Annotated in this window: 18 protein-coding genes; 10 read left to right on the forward strand and 8 right to left on the reverse strand. The window is 68.5% G+C overall.

Going from position 1 to position 14,424, the window contains the following annotated elements; all coding sequences use genetic code 11:
- Positions 1-9: 9 nt before the first annotated feature.
- The 7 genes from CFB40_RS10920 (at position 10) to CFB40_RS10950 (ending at position 4,544) form a co-directional block, all read left to right on the forward strand.
- Positions 10-255 (forward strand): 4Fe-4S dicluster domain-containing protein, encoded by a 246-nt coding sequence (locus tag CFB40_RS10920; protein ID WP_039342800.1) that lies wholly within the window; start codon positions 10-12, stop codon positions 253-255.
- A 31-nt stretch (positions 256-286) separates the two neighbouring features.
- Positions 287-1,282, forward strand: coding sequence for a HEAT repeat domain-containing protein (locus CFB40_RS10925; RefSeq protein WP_089431223.1), 996 nt, complete (start codon positions 287-289; stop codon positions 1,280-1,282).
- Positions 1,279-1,566, forward strand: coding sequence for a gamma-butyrobetaine hydroxylase-like domain-containing protein (locus CFB40_RS10930; RefSeq protein ID WP_089425668.1), 288 nt, complete (start codon positions 1,279-1,281; stop codon positions 1,564-1,566). Before CFB40_RS10925 ends, CFB40_RS10930 begins: the two co-directional genes overlap by 4 nt.
- 97 nt (positions 1,567-1,663) lie before the next feature.
- A complete protein-coding gene (locus CFB40_RS10935; RefSeq protein WP_089431224.1) occupies positions 1,664-2,548 on the forward strand; it encodes an NAD(P)-dependent oxidoreductase in 885 nt (294 codons plus the stop codon).
- A gap of 50 nt (positions 2,549-2,598) precedes the next feature.
- Complete coding sequence (locus tag CFB40_RS10940; protein ID WP_089431225.1) at positions 2,599-3,090, forward strand: NUDIX hydrolase; 492 nt, start codon at positions 2,599-2,601, stop codon at positions 3,088-3,090.
- Between the two features lie 116 nt (positions 3,091-3,206).
- Entirely contained in the window at positions 3,207-3,671 is a 465-nt protein-coding gene (locus tag CFB40_RS10945; RefSeq protein WP_089431226.1) for an acetyltransferase, read from the forward strand.
- Between the two features lie 255 nt (positions 3,672-3,926).
- Positions 3,927-4,544, forward strand: coding sequence for a 3'-5' exonuclease (locus CFB40_RS10950; RefSeq protein ID WP_089431227.1), 618 nt, complete (start codon positions 3,927-3,929; stop codon positions 4,542-4,544).
- A gap of 131 nt (positions 4,545-4,675) precedes the next feature.
- On the opposite strand, the gene guaA is transcribed toward CFB40_RS10950, so the two are convergent.
- The 6 genes from guaA to CFB40_RS10975 form a co-directional block, all read right to left on the reverse strand.
- Complete coding sequence (gene guaA, locus CFB40_RS10955; RefSeq protein WP_089431228.1) at positions 4,676-6,295, reverse strand: glutamine-hydrolyzing GMP synthase; 1,620 nt, start codon at positions 6,293-6,295, stop codon at positions 4,676-4,678.
- A 116-nt stretch (positions 6,296-6,411) separates the two neighbouring features.
- Positions 6,412-7,038 carry a hypothetical protein gene (locus CFB40_RS10960; protein WP_089431441.1) on the reverse strand — a complete coding sequence of 209 codons (627 nt, stop codon included), beginning with the start codon at positions 7,036-7,038 and terminating at the stop codon, positions 6,412-6,414.
- A 6-nt stretch (positions 7,039-7,044) separates the two neighbouring features.
- On the reverse strand, positions 7,045-8,505 hold the full coding sequence (gene guaB, locus CFB40_RS10965) for an IMP dehydrogenase (protein ID WP_011352433.1): 1,461 nt from the start codon (positions 8,503-8,505) through the stop codon (positions 7,045-7,047).
- Positions 8,506-8,556: 51 nt separating this feature from the next.
- Complete coding sequence (locus CFB40_RS38610; RefSeq protein WP_179254145.1) at positions 8,557-8,718, reverse strand: hypothetical protein; 162 nt, start codon at positions 8,716-8,718, stop codon at positions 8,557-8,559.
- Positions 8,719-8,782: 64 nt separating this feature from the next.
- Positions 8,783-9,628, reverse strand: coding sequence for a DUF2182 domain-containing protein (locus CFB40_RS10970; protein WP_373452673.1), 846 nt, complete (start codon positions 9,626-9,628; stop codon positions 8,783-8,785).
- Positions 9,606-10,370 carry a DUF899 domain-containing protein gene (locus CFB40_RS10975; RefSeq protein ID WP_089425675.1) on the reverse strand — a complete coding sequence of 255 codons (765 nt, stop codon included), beginning with the start codon at positions 10,368-10,370 and terminating at the stop codon, positions 9,606-9,608. The genes CFB40_RS10970 and CFB40_RS10975 overlap by 23 nt, the downstream gene beginning before the upstream one ends.
- A gap of 114 nt (positions 10,371-10,484) precedes the next feature.
- Here CFB40_RS10975 and CFB40_RS10980 point away from each other — a divergent pair, with 114 nt between their 5' ends.
- From CFB40_RS10980 to CFB40_RS10990, 3 genes are all read left to right on the forward strand, one after another.
- On the forward strand, positions 10,485-11,705 hold the full coding sequence (locus CFB40_RS10980) for a helix-turn-helix domain-containing protein (protein WP_089431230.1): 1,221 nt from the start codon (positions 10,485-10,487) through the stop codon (positions 11,703-11,705).
- Between the two features lie 32 nt (positions 11,706-11,737).
- A complete protein-coding gene (locus CFB40_RS10985) occupies positions 11,738-12,424 on the forward strand; it encodes a Vgb family protein (protein WP_089431443.1) in 687 nt (228 codons plus the stop codon).
- Between the two features lie 136 nt (positions 12,425-12,560).
- Entirely contained in the window at positions 12,561-13,544 is a 984-nt protein-coding gene (locus CFB40_RS10990; protein ID WP_089431445.1) for a DMT family transporter, read from the forward strand.
- Positions 13,545-13,605: 61 nt separating this feature from the next.
- Here the strand turns inward: CFB40_RS10990 and CFB40_RS10995 are convergent, their stop codons facing one another.
- Both CFB40_RS10995 and CFB40_RS11000 read right to left on the reverse strand, forming a co-directional pair.
- A complete protein-coding gene (locus CFB40_RS10995; protein ID WP_043190875.1) occupies positions 13,606-13,929 on the reverse strand; it encodes an RnfH family protein in 324 nt (107 codons plus the stop codon).
- Positions 13,930-13,933: 4 nt separating this feature from the next.
- On the reverse strand, positions 13,934-14,371 hold the full coding sequence (locus tag CFB40_RS11000) for a type II toxin-antitoxin system RatA family toxin (RefSeq protein WP_034188832.1): 438 nt from the start codon (positions 14,369-14,371) through the stop codon (positions 13,934-13,936).
- Positions 14,372-14,424 lie beyond the last annotated feature (53 nt).

The following is a 14,424-nucleotide window of genomic DNA, read 5'->3' on the forward strand; positions in this document are numbered from 1 at the left end:
GAACCTGCCATGCCCCATACCCCGCACGACATCTTCCAGCGCAGCAGCGCACCCGTGACGATCGACGAGAACCTCTGCATCGCCGACAAGGGCTGCACCGTCTGCGTCGACGTATGCCCGCTCGACCTGCTCGCGATCGACGTGACCAAGGGCAAGGCCTATATGCAGTTCGACGAATGCTGGTACTGCATGCCGTGCGAACGCGACTGCCCGACCGGCGCGGTCAAGGTCGACATCCCTTACCTGCTGCGCTGACCGTGTCCCTCAACGCTCATTTGAGTCGCCGATGACCACCCCCTCCTTCGCTCCCGTATTGCCGCGCGCAGACGCCCCCGACGAAGCCGCACTCGTCGCCCGCCTCGCCGCGCCCGATGCCGCCGTGCGTCGCGTCGCACTGTTCGAACTCGCCGACCTCGAGGACCCCGGGTTCGTACCCGCGTTCGTCGCCGCGCTGCGCGACGATCCGTCGGCCGACGTGCGCGGCGAAGCCGCCCGTGTGCTTGGCGCATGGGAGCAGTCCGACGTCGTCGACGCGCTGTGCGGCGCATTGCTCGATCCGGACGCCGACGTGCGCGACGCCGCCGCGCAGAGCCTGTCCGAACTGAAGGACGCTACATCCGGCGCCGTACTGTGCCGATGGGCCGACCGGCCCGAGCCGTTCGTGCGCCGTGCCGTGCTGCGCGGATTGCGCGAGTTGCGTGACCCCGGCGCGTTCGCGCCCGCGCTGCACGCGCTCGACGCTGAATACGCCGAGGTGCGCGCCGAAGCCGTGGCGGTGCTCGGCTGGCTCAAGGATCCGCGTGCGCTGCCGCCGCTCGCGCGCACCGCGACAACCGATGCCGCAGCGGACGTGCGACGTATTGCCGTTGGCGCGCTCGGGTTCGCGACGCCCGACGATGCGACGGTCATCCACGCCCTGTTTGCCGCGTTGCGCGACCGCGAATGGCAGGTGCGCGAGGGAGCGGCCACGACGCTCGGCAAGCTGCGCGTCGCGACCGCGCGCGAACCGCTCGTCGCCGCGCTCGATGACGACTACTGGCAGGTGCGCCTGCGTGCCGCGCGCGCGCTCGGGCAACTGCGCGATGCGGCCGCGGCGCCGGCCGTCGTCGTGCTGCTCTCTCACGCGATCAGCAACCTGCGCAAGGAAGCCGCGCTTGCGCTCGGTGAATTGCGCGACCGCGCGACGATACCCGCGCTGACCCGCGCGCTGGAGGATCACGATCCGGAAGTCCGCAAGGCCGTGCGGATCGCGATCCGGCAGATCGACGAGGCGTCGCGATGATCTCCCCAACCGAAATCGTGCTCGATCATCCGGCGCGCACGTTGACACTCCGCTGGCCGGACGGTCACACGCAACGCGTCAGCTACGCACGGTTGCGCGGCGATTGCCCGTGTGCGGAATGCCGAAGGATCCGGATCGACGGCGGTCGTGTCGATGCGCGGCCCGACCTGACGCTGGACAGCCTGGAAACGGCCGGCTACGGCATCCGCGTGGTGTTCGGCGACGGTCATGCGCGCGGCATCTATCCGTGGCCGTATCTGGCGGGCATGACGGCGCGGCCGTGACGTAGCGCCCGCGGCTGCGCGGACGAAATAGCAGGCGTGCGGAAACGCTGCGATACTGACGCCCACGATCGTCTCCACCCACCGTGGGAGCCAGAACATGCAAACCGCAGTCGGATTCATCGGCCTCGGCGTGATGGGCACGCCGATGGCGCTCAATCTTGCGCGGGCCGGCACGCCGCTCGTCGTATGGAGCCGGTCGCACGGCAGCGACGATGCGCTGCGCGACGCCGGAGCGCGCGTGGCCGAGCATGTAGACGACGTGTTCGCGACCTGCCGCACCGTGATCCTGATGCTCGCGAACGACGCGGCGATCGACGGTGTCCTCGCGCGCGGCACGCCCGGTTTCGCCGCCCGTGTCGGCGGCCACACCATCATGAACATGGGCACGAACGCACCCGAGTATTCGCGCGCACTGGCCGATGACATCGCCGCCGCGTCGGGCCGTTATGTCGAAGCGCCCGTGTCGGGGTCGCGCAAGCCGGCCGAAGCCGGTCAACTCGTCGTGATGCTCGCCGGCGCACCGGACGACGTCGACGCCGTCCGCGCACTCGTGAAGCCGCTGTGCCGCGACAGCTTCGTGTGCGGCGACGTGCCGTCGGCGCTGACGATGAAGCTCGCCGTGAACCTGTTCCTGATCACGATGGTCACCGGCCTGACCGAAGCCACGCATTTTGCGCAACGACACGGCATCGATCTCGCCCGCTTCGCCGACGTGCTGAACGCGGGCCCGATGGCGAGCGACGTGTCGCGCGTGAAGCTCGGCAAACTCGTCGCGGCCGATTTCTCGGTGCAGGCCGCGATCACCGATGTGCTGAAGAATGCGCGCCTCGTCGCCGAATCCGCGCGCGGCATCGGCATCGCGTCGCCACTGCTCGACATCTGCCATGCGCTGTACGGCGAGACCGAGCGGGCCGGACATGGCGCGGACGACATGGTCGCCGTGATCCGCGCGATCGAGCAGCGCACCGACGGCGCGCAATGAATCGTCGCCGGCCACCCCATACACTCGAACGCACCCGCGAGTAGCACCCCATGTCCGACTCACCCCGCTCCCCGACCAGCGTCCCCGCTTCCGTCCGTCCGGTTCCTGCCGTGATCGGCATCGTCCTGCGAGAGCGCGACGTGCTGCTGGTGCGTCGCGCCAATCCGCCCGATGCGGGCTGCTGGGGCTTTCCCGGCGGCAAGATCGAAGCGGGGGAATCGATTGCGAACGCGGTCGTGCGCGAGATCGCGGAAGAGACGACCCTGGACGTCGAGGCGCTCGACACCTTTACCGCGCTGGATGCGTTCGATTACGATGCCGGCGGCGACGTGCGTCAGCATTTCGTGATGGTCGCGGTGCTGTGCCGATGGTTGCGCGGCACGCCTGCCGCCGGTGACGATGCGCTCGACGCACGCTGGTTCGATCTCGCCGAACTCGACCGCGATGACTTGCCGATGAGCGCGGGTGTTCGTGATGTCGCGCGACGCGCGATCGAGCGTGCGGCGGCACTTGGTCACGTGCAGCGTCCTGCCAATACTTGAATGCGTGAAGCACCGCTGTCTTTCTCGCAGCGCTTGCGAGCGACCCTAGCGGGACCATGACAGTGCCGGCTACGCGCCGACGAACCTCCAATTACAAATCAAAGATGGGCCAAACCATGCTCAGAATTCGCAAGTCCACTCCGGCCGACGGCGCACGCGTGCTGGATATCTGGCGCAACGCGGTCGACGCCACGCACCGCTTCCTCAGCAACGACGACCGTCGCGCGATCGAATCCGAAGTCGTCGCGTTCCTGCCCGGTGCACCGCTCGATCTCGCCGTCGACGATACCGACCGGGCGATCGGCTTCATATTGCTCGACGGTAGTCACATGGAAGCACTGTTCGTCGATCCCGCTCACCACGGCGCGGGTGTCGGGCGCCTGCTGGTGGAAGACGCGCTCAAGCGTCACCCCGACCTGTCGACCGACGTCAACGAACAGAACGAAGCGGCGGCAGGCTTCTATGAACGGCTCGGCTTCGAGCGCACCGGGCGATCGGCGCTCGATGGGCAGGGGCGCGCCTATCCGCTGATTCACCTGCGCTATCGCGCGAAACCGTCGTCGTCGCCGCAGCCCGCATAACCGTGACCGGCGCGGGATAGCGCGCCGCCCTCCGCGTCATGCGCTCCGAGCACGCGAACGCGGCGACCTGATACCAGGTCCGCTCCACGCATGCCGCATGCGGCCACGTGACGCGTCATGCACGACGCACCGGTACCACGCGCTCGACCCTTGCACGGATGATCGTTTCCCGGACTGAACGAGCCTGTCACGGGCCGGGAGATGCTAACCTCTCGGCCACTCTAACGACACCGCGTGAAGCCACAGGATTCGACCATGCAAACCGTTGCGGTACTGGACTTCGAAACAACCGGACTTTCGCCGAATATGGGCGATCGAGCGACCGAAATCGCCGTCATCCTGCTCCGGGACGGGGAAGTCGTCGACCGTTTCCAGAGCCTGATGAATGCAGGCAGACGCATACCGTCCGATGTCGTCGCGCTGACCGGCATCACGAACGAGATGATCGCAGCGGCGCCGCCGGCGTCGACCGTCATGAAGGAAGCCGCGGCGTTCGTCGGCAAGCATGCTGTCGTCGCTCACAACGCCGGTTTCGACAAACGGTTCTGGCAGTCGGAACTCGGGCTGCTTGGCGTGTCGGCCGAGCATGCGTTTGCGTGCACGATGCTCGTGGCGAGACGTATCTATCCGGATGCCCGGAGTCACCGCCTGTCGAGCCTGGTGGATATGCTGCGGTTGCCCAAATCGGGCCGTGCGCACCGGGCGATGGTCGATGCCGAGATGGCCGGACACCTGTGGTGTCGGCTGCAGCACGACATTGCGCGGACGTACGGACTGAATCGTATCGATCACGCGCTCATGACGCGTGTGCAGGCCACGGCCAAGGCGAAAGTGCCGACGTACCTGCGTTCGCTCGTGGGCGCACACGTGTGATGCAGGCACGCAGCGCGTCAACGTAAAACGGCTTGGCAATCGCCAAGCCGTTTCTAGTCCGGGCCTGAGCCCGGGCAGCATGCAAACCGAATCGGCCGTCCGCTTCCGAACGCCGATTCAGCAACCAGTACTCACTCCCACTCGATCGTCGCCGGCGGCTTGCCCGAGATGTCGTACACCACACGGTTGATCCCGCGCACCTCGTTGATGATCCGGTTCGACGCGCGGCCGAGCAGCGCGTACGGCAGGTGCGCCCAGTGCGCGGTCATGAAGTCGGTCGTCTGCACCGCGCGCAGCGACGTCACGTAGTCGTACGTGCGGCCATCGCCCATCACGCCCACCGACTTCACCGGCAGGAACACCGCGAACGCCTGGCTCGTCAGGTCGTACCAGCTCTTGCCGACATCGGCTTCGCCGCACAGGCCGGCAGCCGCATCCTGCGCGGTCGCGGTCGTGTTGCGCAGTTCCTCGATGAAGATCGCGTCCGCGCGGCGCAGCAGGTCCGCGAACTCGCGCTTCACTTCGCCGAGAATCCGCACGCCGAGGCCCGGGCCCGGGAACGGATGGCGGTACACCATCTCCGGCGGCAAGCCGAGCGCGACGCCCAGCTCGCGCACTTCGTCCTTGAACAGGTCGCGCAGCGGCTCGAGCAGCTTGAGACCGAGCGTTTCCGGCAGGCCGCCGACGTTGTGGTGGCTCTTGATCGTCGTCGCCTTCTTCGTCTTCGTGCCGCCCGATTCCACCACGTCCGGGTAGATCGTGCCCTGCGCGAGCCACTTCGCCTTCGACAGCTTCTGCGCCTCGGCCTGGAACACCTCGACGAACTCGCGGCCGATGATCTTGCGCTTCGCCTCCGGATCGGTCACGCCGGCCAGGTGGCCGAGGAACTGTTCGGACGCATCGACGTGCACGACCTTCGCATGCAGGCGGCCCTCGAACATGTCGAGCACCATCTTGCCTTCGTTCAGGCGCAGCAGGCCGTGGTCGACGAACACGCAGGTCAGCTGGTCGCCGATCGCGCGATGGATCAGCGCAGCGGCGACGCTCGAATCGACACCGCCCGACAGGCCGAGAATCACTTCCTCGTCACCGACCTGCTCGCGGATCTTCGCGACGGCTTCCTCGATATGGTTGCTCATGATCCAGTCGGGCTTCGCACCGGCGATCTGCAGCACGAAGCGTTCGATGATCTGGCGCCCCTTCACCGTGTGCGTGACTTCCGGATGGAACTGCACCGCGTAGTAGCCGCGCGCCTCGTCGGCCATGCCGGCGATCGGGCAGCTCGGCGTCGACGCCATCAGCGCGAAGCCCGGCGGCAGCTCGGCAACCTTGTCGCCGTGGCTCATCCAGACCTTCAGCATCCCGTGGCCTTCGTCCGTCTTGAAGTCCTCGATGCCGTCGAGCAGGCGCGTGTGTCCGTGTGCGCGCATTTCCGCGTAACCGAATTCGCGATGATCGCTCCACTCGACCTTGCCGCCGAGCTGCACGGCCATCGTCTGCATGCCGTAGCAGATGCCGAGCACCGGCACGCCGAGATCCCACACGGCCTGCGGCGCGCGCAGCTGATGGTCTTCGTACGTGCTCGCGTGGCTGCCCGACAGGATCACCGCCTTCGGCGCGAACTCGCGGACGAAGTCGTCGGACACATCGTTCGGATGGATTTCGCAGTAGACGTGCGCTTCGCGCACGCGTCGCGCAATCAGTTGGGTGACTTGCGAACCGAAGTCGAGAATCAGGATTTTGTCGTGCATGGCTGCGGACGGGATGAAGAGAATAAGAAAAGCAGCGCATCATTTTCATCATGCGCTGCGTCAATAGCATGGACAGCGGCGTCGGGCGGAAGGCGGCACGCGCGACGCATGGCCGGTCAATCCTGCATCGGCGGGCGCTCGTCGAGTGCGACGGTGCCGGACGACGATGGGCCGGATGCGGCCGGTGACGACGATGCAGCGGACGCTGCGGGGCGGCTGACGACGGGCTCGACACGCTGCGGTGCAGGTGACGACGCGGGCGCCATCGCCGGCTCGGCCGGACGCTGCGCAGGCGCGCGCGCCTCGAGCGCCTGCTCCCGCGCCTCGAGCGCCTGCTCCTTTTCGCGCCGGCGTACGGCCGATGCGAGTCGCACGCCGCCGAGGCCGAGCACGATCAGCGCGACGCCGGCCACGGCCGACAGCACGCGGCCGGCGGCCGCAAGCGCGGGACCGCTGCCGGTACCGATCGACCAGACGATCGTCAGCGCGCCGGTCAGCCAATACACATGGCCGACCGAACGCGCGACCGGCGCCGTGAGATCCCCGTTGAACGCTGCATGAAACGCGAGCCACGCGAGCCCGAGCAACGCGATGCCGAACGCCTGGCCGAGCATCGCCGGCTGGACGTTCGCCAGCTGCAGCGCGTTGAAGAGCGACTGCCAGGGCGTCAGCACGAACAGCACGCCGAACGCCAGCAGCAGCACGGCATCGATGATCAGCACGGCTCGCAGCAGCGGTTTCATCGGCAATCAGTCCACGTGGTAGTTCGGCGCTTCCTTCGTGATCTGCACGTCGTGCACGTGCGACTCGCGCATGCCCGCCGCGGTGATCTGGACGAATTCGGCCTTGTCGTGCAGCTCGTCGATCGTCTTGCAGCCGCAGTAGCCCATGCTCGCGCGCACGCCGCCGACCAGCTGGAACAGGATCGCGTTGACCGAGCCCTTGTACGCGACACGGCCTTCGATGCCTTCCGGCACGAGCTTGTCGATGTTCGCCGAGTTGTCCTGGAAGTAGCGGTCTGCCGCGCCGTCCTTCATCGCACCGACCGAACCCATGCCGCGATACGACTTGTACTGGCGGCCCTGGTACAGGAACACGTCGCCCGGCGCCTCTTCGGTGCCCGCAAACATGCTGCCCATCATCACCGCGTTCGCGCCGGCCGCGAGGGCCTTCGACACGTCGCCCGAGAAGCGCACGCCGCCGTCGGCGATGCACGGCACGCCCGTGCCCTTCAGCGCTTCCGCGACGTTCGCGATCGCGCTGATCTGCGGCACGCCGACACCGGCAACGATCCGCGTCGTGCAGATCGAGCCCGGGCCGATACCGACCTTGACCGCATCCGCGCCGTATTCGACGAGCGCCTTCGCGGCGGCGGCCGTCGCGATGTTGCCGCCGATCACTTCGACGTGCGGGAAGTTCTGCTTGACCCAGCGAACGCGCTCGAGCACGCCCTTGCTGTGGCCGTGCGCGGTATCGACGACGATCACGTCGACGCCGGCCTGCACCAGCAGCTCGACACGCTCTTCGTTGTCGGGACCGACGCCGACCGCCGCGCCTGCGCGCAGCTTGCCGTGTTCGTCCTTGCACGCGTCCGGGTGCTCGGTCTGCTTCGTGATGTCCTTGACGGTCATCAGGCCGCGCAGTTCGAACGCGTCGTTGACGACCAGCACGCGCTCGAGGCGGTGGCTGTGCATCAGCGCCTTCGCTTCGGCGAGCGGCGTGCCTTCCTTGACCGTGACGAGGCGCTCGCGCGGCGTCATGATCGACTTGACCGGCTCGTCGAGGCGGGTTTCGAAGCGCAGGTCGCGGTTCGTGACGATGCCGACGAGCTGCGGGCCTTCGACGACCGGGAAGCCGGAGATGCCATGCTGGCGCGACAGCGCGATCACGTCGCGCACCTTCATTTGCGGCGGCACCGTGATCGGATCGCGGACGACGCCCGATTCGAAACGCTTGACCTTCGCGACCTCGCGGGCCTGTTCGGCCGGCGTGAGGTTCTTGTGGACGATACCGACGCCACCCTGCTGAGCCATCGCGATCGCAAGGCGACCTTCGGTGACCGTGTCCATCGCGGCGGACACGAGCGGCATGTTCAGGGAGATGTTGCGGGTCAGCTTGGTCTTGAGGCTGGTGTCGCGCGGGAGAACGTCGGAGAAGGCGGGAACGAGGAGCACGTCATCGAAAGTGAGTGCTTTTTGGATCAGACGCATGGCAAATCCTATGGGCGCAAAAGCGAATTATACGCGAAGCGCCGTGAATTTTCACAACACGAACAACGGCTTAGCCGGTTTCGGCCGTTCGGGGGCCGAATCGTTCGGATCGCCGTTCGGTTCGTTTTCGATCGCCTTTCGTTTCACCGCCGCATCGAGCCATTCGCGCAGCCGGCCGCGAAACGGTCCATCCGCCTGTTGCGGACGGGCCACGGAGCGGCGGCGGCGACGATGAAGCCCGGCCCGGCAACGGGCCGAACGGGCCCACCGTCCGGGCTCATAGCAGCCCGGCCGCGCGGACGATCATGACCATGCCGCCGCCGACCACGACGCAGCCGACGATCCGCGCAACCCGCCCGCCGGCCGGCGCCAGGCGCTCGGCGGCGATCGCAACCGTCACGACCGCCATCACGCGCAGATCCATCATGCCGGCCGCCAGCGCGACCGCCATCAGGTTCCCGCAACACGCCCCGCATCGCGTGGCGGCTCGCACGCCGTGCCGCCATGCCGCACCGGCCTCCGCGTGCGGCGGATGCGCGCCGGTCGCCGCGTGCCGGCAGCACGTCAGCCGGCGCGCCTTCCATCCGGAGAATTGCAGGACGCCTGCGGCCAATACGACCGTGCCGGCCACGAACGGCATGGCGCGAGCGAGCGCCGGCAGCCGTGCAGCGGCGCTTGTCAGTGCAGCGCCGGCCGGAAACACGAGCGCGCCGACTGCCATCCACACGGCGAAATACCCGGCGCCCACCACGGCGACGAGCCAGGTCGAACGCACCGCCGCCAACGGACCAACGCTCTGCCGGTATCGCCACAGCACCGGAGCCAGCACGGGCAGCATCATCGTCACCGTCATCGCGCCCCACATGCCGGCGAACGCCGCGAACGTGCGGCCGGCGCCCCATCCGCACGGCCGCTGCCATGCCGCGCCGCCGGACACGGGTGCGCCGCCCATCGCGGCCATCGACGCGTGCTGCGTCACGATCGCAACAACGGCAACGGCGAACACGGCCGCGAGCGCCACCGCGAAGGCTCGCGGATCGGGGCCCGCAACGCCGGCCGCAGGCCGCGTCATCGCCCGCCCCCGCCCGTCGCCGGCGCGCTCAGCCGCGTGCGTACTCGTCATGACGGCGCCACCACGGGCCGGTCTCGTTGCGCCCGCGCGGCGCGCGATCGAGCCACTGGTACATCCCCCACAGCCCGTCGAGGCCGCGCGCATAGGTGGAATACGTGTGATAAACCGCGCCGTCCTCGCGCACGAACGCGCTCATCCCCGGCCGGTCGAGCGAATACGTGACCGCGTCGGTCCCGCAGGTCGCCGCGAACGCCACGACGGGTGGCGGCGGCGGATCCATGTCCATCGCGTGACCGGCCCGCGCGTAGTTGTACTCGACGTCGCCCGCGCGCTGCTGCGTTTCGGTGAACGACACGTTGAAGTCGAAGTTGAAATCGCTGCCGACCGACGACGCCCACGGGAAGTGCCACCCCATCCGCTGGCGGTACGCGAGCAGCTTTGCGAGCGGCGCGCGCGACACGGCGGCGAGCGTCACGTCGTGGTTCGCCAGATGCACGGCGAAGCCGTCGAAACCGTCGGCGATCGACGAACATGACGGGCAGCCGGCCTTGTAGTCGGGGCCGAACATGAAGTGATAGACGAGCAGTTGCGAACGGCCGCGAAACAGGTCGTCGAGCGTTGCCTGCCCGTCCTCGGTGTCGAACCGGTAGGTCTTGTCGACGCGCACCCAGGGCAGTGCCTGGCGCCGCCGCGCGAGTTCGTCGTTTTGCCGCGTCAGCGCCTTTTCCGCGTCGAGCAGCGCGCGGCGTTCGGCCAGCCATTCGTCGCGGGTTCCGGTGAGATGAGTCGTCATGGCGGGTTCCTCCTTCCGATGGGTATCCGGGCACGGCGTCCGGTGCCGTGTGCGTGGTGCTAGATTAGTGGCGGGCATCGGACCGGAGGGAGTGACAAGTGTGTCGGGATTCGGATGGATTCGCTGATCACGGCGGCCGCGCGCGCGCTCGCGGCCGGTGACGCGCTCGGCGCGCTGAACCGCGTCGCGCTGCGCGACGATGCGCCGGCGCTCGCGCTGCGCGGAATCGCGATGGCGCAGCTCGGCGATTTCGAACGCGCTCGCGCACTCGTGCGCGGCGCCGCTCGTGCGTTCGGCGCGAAGGAGGCCGTGGCGCGTGCGCGCTGCGTCGTCGCGGAAGCAGAGATCGCGCTCGCGTCGCGCGACCTGCGCTGGCCGACGCGCGCGCTCGATGCCGCGTGCGCGACGCTCGACGCGCACGGCGACCGCGCGAACGCCGCGCATGCGCGCTATCTCGGCGTGCGCCGGCTGCTGCTGATCGGCCAGCTCGACGATGCCGAGCGGATGCTCGCGAATCTCGATCCCGCGCCGCTGCCGGCTGCATCGCGCGCCGCCCATGAGCTGATCGCGGCCGGCATCGCGATGCGCCGCATCCGCACGCACGTGGCCCGCGCGGCGCTTGCCCGGGCGCGCGCAGCCGCCCGCGACGCCGGCATCGCCGCGCTGACGGCCGAGGTCGAGACCGCGGCGCGCGTGCTCGACGCCCCGGCCGCGCGCCTTATCACACGCGGTACATCGCGGCTCGTGCAACTCGACGAAGTCGAGACGCTATTCGCGTCGAACGCGCTCGTCGTCGATGCGTGCCGCCACACGGTGCGCGACGCGCGCACGACCGTGTCGCTTGCGCGGCGGCCCGTGCTGTTCGTGCTCGCCCGCGCGCTCGGCGAGGCCTGGCCGGCCGACGTGTCGCGCAACGCGCTCGTCGCCGTCGCGTTCCGCGCGAAACACGCGGACGAATCGCATCGCGCACGCCTGCGCGTCGAGATCGGCCGGCTGCGCGCGGTGCTGCGGCCGCTCGCGAACGTCGTCGCCACGCCGCGCGGCTTCGCGCTCGAACCGCTCGGCGTACGCGAGACCGTCGTGCTGGCGCGCCCGGTCGACGATCGCCACGCAGCCGTGCTCGCGCTCCTCGCCGATGGCGAAGCGTGGTCGAGCTCCGCGCTGGCGCTGGCCCTCGGCGCGAGCCAGCGCACCGTGCAGCGTGCGCTCGACGCGCTCGCCGAAGCCGACAAGGTCCAGGCGCTGGGCCGCGGCCGCGCGCGCCGCTGGATGACCCCGCCATTGCCCGGTTTCGCGACGACCTTGTTACTCCCCGCCCCGCTCCCGGGCGATTAGGATGACCTCACCGAACGACCCAGGTGACGAACATGAAACGCTCCCGAGCAGACATCCTTCGCGAATACGGCCCGTTTCCGGGCGTCGACGGCGTACACGGCGTCACGTACGACGGGCAGTACGTGTGGTACGCGTCCGGCGACAAGCTGAATGCGCTCGACCCGGAACGTGGCACGACCGTCCGCTCGCTCGACGTCGCCGCGCATGCGGGCACGGCGTTCGACGGCCGCCACCTGTACCAGATCGTCGAGGACCGCATCGAGAAGATCGATCCCGAATCGGGCCGCGTGCTCGCGACGATCCCCGCTCCCGGCAAAGGCGGCGATTCCGGGCTGGCCTGGGCGGAAGGCGCGCTGTGGGTCGGCCAGTACCGCGAACGCAAGATTCATCAGGTGGACCCGCAAACGGGCGCCGTGCTGCGCACGATCGAATCGAACCGCTTCGTCACCGGCGTGACGTGGGTCGACGGCGAGCTGTGGCACGGCACCTGGGAAGCCGACCAGGCCGACCTGCGGCACATCGATCCGCGCACCGGCCAGGTGCTCGAGCAGATCGACATGCCGGCCGGCGTCGGCGTATCGGGGCTCGAATCCGACGGCCACGACCGCTTCTACTGCGGCGGCGGCAACAGCGGCACGTTGCGCGCCGTACGTCGGCCCGCGCGGGCCGGGGCGTCGGGCCACAACGCGGGCGCACCGCTCGATTCGGCTGACGAATGATCCGCAGCCTGCCGTGATCGCTCCCGGGCGCTGCACGCCTGCGCGCCGCCCTGCGCCGAGTGCAGGAATGAACAAGACGACGTGGCAGCCGCGTCGCTACGATGCGCGCTCGTCAGTCATGTGTTCGGAGCGGTCGATGCGACGCGGTGTGGTCTATGGTGTCCTGGCAGGTGCCCTGTGGGGCATGGTGTTTCTCGTTCCTCGGCTGCTGACCGACTTCTCGCCGCTGCTGCTGAGCGCCGGCCGCTACGCGATGTACGGCCTCGTGTCGCTGGCGGCCGCACTGCCGGCCGCACGCTCGCTGCTCGCGCGGCTGACCCGCGAGGATCTCGTCGCGCTGGTCAGGCTCGCCGTCGTCGGCAACGTCGCGTACTACATGCTGCTGTCCGGCGCCGTGCACCTGATCGGCATCGCGCCCAGTTCGCTGATCGTCGGCGTGCTGCCCGTCACGGTCACGCTCGCGGGCCTCGGCGACCACGGCGCCGTGCCGCTGCGGCGGCTCGCGGCCCCGCTCGCGCTGGTGATCGCGGGCATCGTCTGCATCAACGTCGACCTGTTCACCTCCGAGGCCGCGCATGCGACGACGCTCGGCCAGAAGCTCGCGGGCATCGCCTGCGCGGCCGGCGCGCTCGCGAGTTGGACCTGGTATGCGGTCGCAAACGCACGCTATCTGCAGCGCCATCATCATTTCGGCGGCAACGAGTGGTCGGTGCTGTGGGGTGTCGTGACGGGCCTGATCGGCGGGCTCGTCTGGATCGCGATCGTCGCGCTGCCGGCCGGCACCGTGCAGGCAGCCGTCCCGGCGTCGCGCTGGCAGCTGTTCTGGCTGCTGAACCTCGTGCTCGCGATCGGCGCATCGTGGCTCGGCAACGGGCTGTGGAATGCCGCGTCGAAGCGGCTGCCGCTCACGCTGTCGGGTCAGCTGATCGTGTTCGAAACCGTGTTCGCGATGCTTTACGCGTTCGTCTACGACCAGCGGATGCCGCATGCACTCGAGATCGCCGCGCTGGTGCTGCTGCTCGCGGGCGTCTACGGATCGGTGCGGCAGCACGGCGACACGCCCGCCGGCGGCGATACGTCAGGAAGCGCGCCGGCAAATGCAAACGCCGCGGCCCACTGAGCGCTACACCGTTCGATCAGACGAAATCAGACGATCGGGACGAAAGCCGCAGAAAGGCGCGTCAGCGCGCGTCCTTGTGCATCCACTTGCGGCCCTCGATGGAGCCGGCGCGGCGCGACTTGTCGACGCGCCGCTGGCGCGCGAGCTTCGGATCGACGATCAACGGGCGGTAGATCTCGACGCGGTCGTGGTCGGCGAGCGGTGCGTCGAGCGGCGCAAGCTTGCCGTACACGCCCGTCTTCGCGTTCGCGAGATCGATTTCCGGGTGCAGCGCGAGCACGCCGCTCGCATCGATCGCCGAACGAACGGTCGCCCCTTCGGGCAGCGACAGCGGAATCAGCGTCTGGCGATCCGGCAGCGCGTAGCAGACTTCGATCGACAGCATCGCGTCACCCCTTCCCGTAGCGCTGGTCGGCGCGCTTCACGAACGAATCGACGAACGTGTTCGCGATATGGCTGAACACGGGCCCGATGATCTTCTCGAGCAGGATGCTCGAGAACTCGTAGTGCAGCGCGAATTCGATCTTGCAGGCATCGGCACGCAGTGCCGTGAAGCGCCACGAGCCCGTGAACTTCTTGAACGGGCCGTCCGTGAACTCCATGTCGATCCGCGTCGGGCGCTGCTGCGTGTTGCGCGTCGCGAAATGCTGCTTGATGCCCTTGAAGTTGATGTCGATGCGCGCTTCCATCCCGCTCTCGTCCTGACGGCGAATCTCGACGCCGCCGCACCAGGGCAGGAAATTGGGGTAGTCGGCCACGTCGGTGACGAGGTCGAACATCTGTTCCGCCGAGTGACGGATCAATACGGTTTTCTGGACATCTGCCATAAATCGCGCGGCATCGCTTAAGGTGAGAACGCAAGCCGGGCGATTCCCGCCCC

The sequence above is a fragment of the Burkholderia sp. AU31652 genome, from assembly GCF_002223155.1.
Taxonomy (GTDB): domain Bacteria; phylum Pseudomonadota; class Gammaproteobacteria; order Burkholderiales; family Burkholderiaceae; genus Burkholderia.

Coding starts and splice junctions, on each gene's coding strand:
- CFB40_RS10920 (WP_039342800.1), top strand. CDS start 10: ATGCCCCATACCCCGCACGACATCTTCCAGCGCAGCAGCGCACCCGTG.
- CFB40_RS10925 (WP_089431223.1), top strand. CDS start 287: ATGACCACCCCCTCCTTCGCTCCCGTATTGCCGCGCGCAGACGCCCCC.
- CFB40_RS10930 (WP_089425668.1), top strand. CDS start 1,279: ATGATCTCCCCAACCGAAATCGTGCTCGATCATCCGGCGCGCACGTTG.
- CFB40_RS10935 (WP_089431224.1), top strand. CDS start 1,664: ATGCAAACCGCAGTCGGATTCATCGGCCTCGGCGTGATGGGCACGCCG.
- CFB40_RS10940 (WP_089431225.1), top strand. CDS start 2,599: ATGTCCGACTCACCCCGCTCCCCGACCAGCGTCCCCGCTTCCGTCCGT.
- CFB40_RS10945 (WP_089431226.1), top strand. CDS start 3,207: ATGCTCAGAATTCGCAAGTCCACTCCGGCCGACGGCGCACGCGTGCTG.
- CFB40_RS10950 (WP_089431227.1), top strand. CDS start 3,927: ATGCAAACCGTTGCGGTACTGGACTTCGAAACAACCGGACTTTCGCCG.
- guaA (WP_089431228.1), bottom strand. CDS start 6,295: ATGCACGACAAAATCCTGATTCTCGACTTCGGTTCGCAAGTCACCCAA.
- CFB40_RS10960 (WP_089431441.1), bottom strand. CDS start 7,038: ATGAAACCGCTGCTGCGAGCCGTGCTGATCATCGATGCCGTGCTGCTG.
- guaB (WP_011352433.1), bottom strand. CDS start 8,505: ATGCGTCTGATCCAAAAAGCACTCACTTTCGATGACGTGCTCCTCGTT.
- CFB40_RS10970 (WP_373452673.1), bottom strand. CDS start 9,628: ATGACGAGTACGCACGCGGCTGAGCGCGCCGGCGACGGGCGGGGGCGG.
- CFB40_RS10975 (WP_089425675.1), bottom strand. CDS start 10,370: ATGACGACTCATCTCACCGGAACCCGCGACGAATGGCTGGCCGAACGC.
- CFB40_RS10980 (WP_089431230.1), top strand. CDS start 10,485: ATGGATTCGCTGATCACGGCGGCCGCGCGCGCGCTCGCGGCCGGTGAC.
- CFB40_RS10985 (WP_089431443.1), top strand. CDS start 11,738: ATGAAACGCTCCCGAGCAGACATCCTTCGCGAATACGGCCCGTTTCCG.
- CFB40_RS10990 (WP_089431445.1), top strand. CDS start 12,561: ATGCGACGCGGTGTGGTCTATGGTGTCCTGGCAGGTGCCCTGTGGGGC.
- CFB40_RS10995 (WP_043190875.1), bottom strand. CDS start 13,929: ATGCTGTCGATCGAAGTCTGCTACGCGCTGCCGGATCGCCAGACGCTG.
- CFB40_RS11000 (WP_034188832.1), bottom strand. CDS start 14,371: ATGGCAGATGTCCAGAAAACCGTATTGATCCGTCACTCGGCGGAACAG.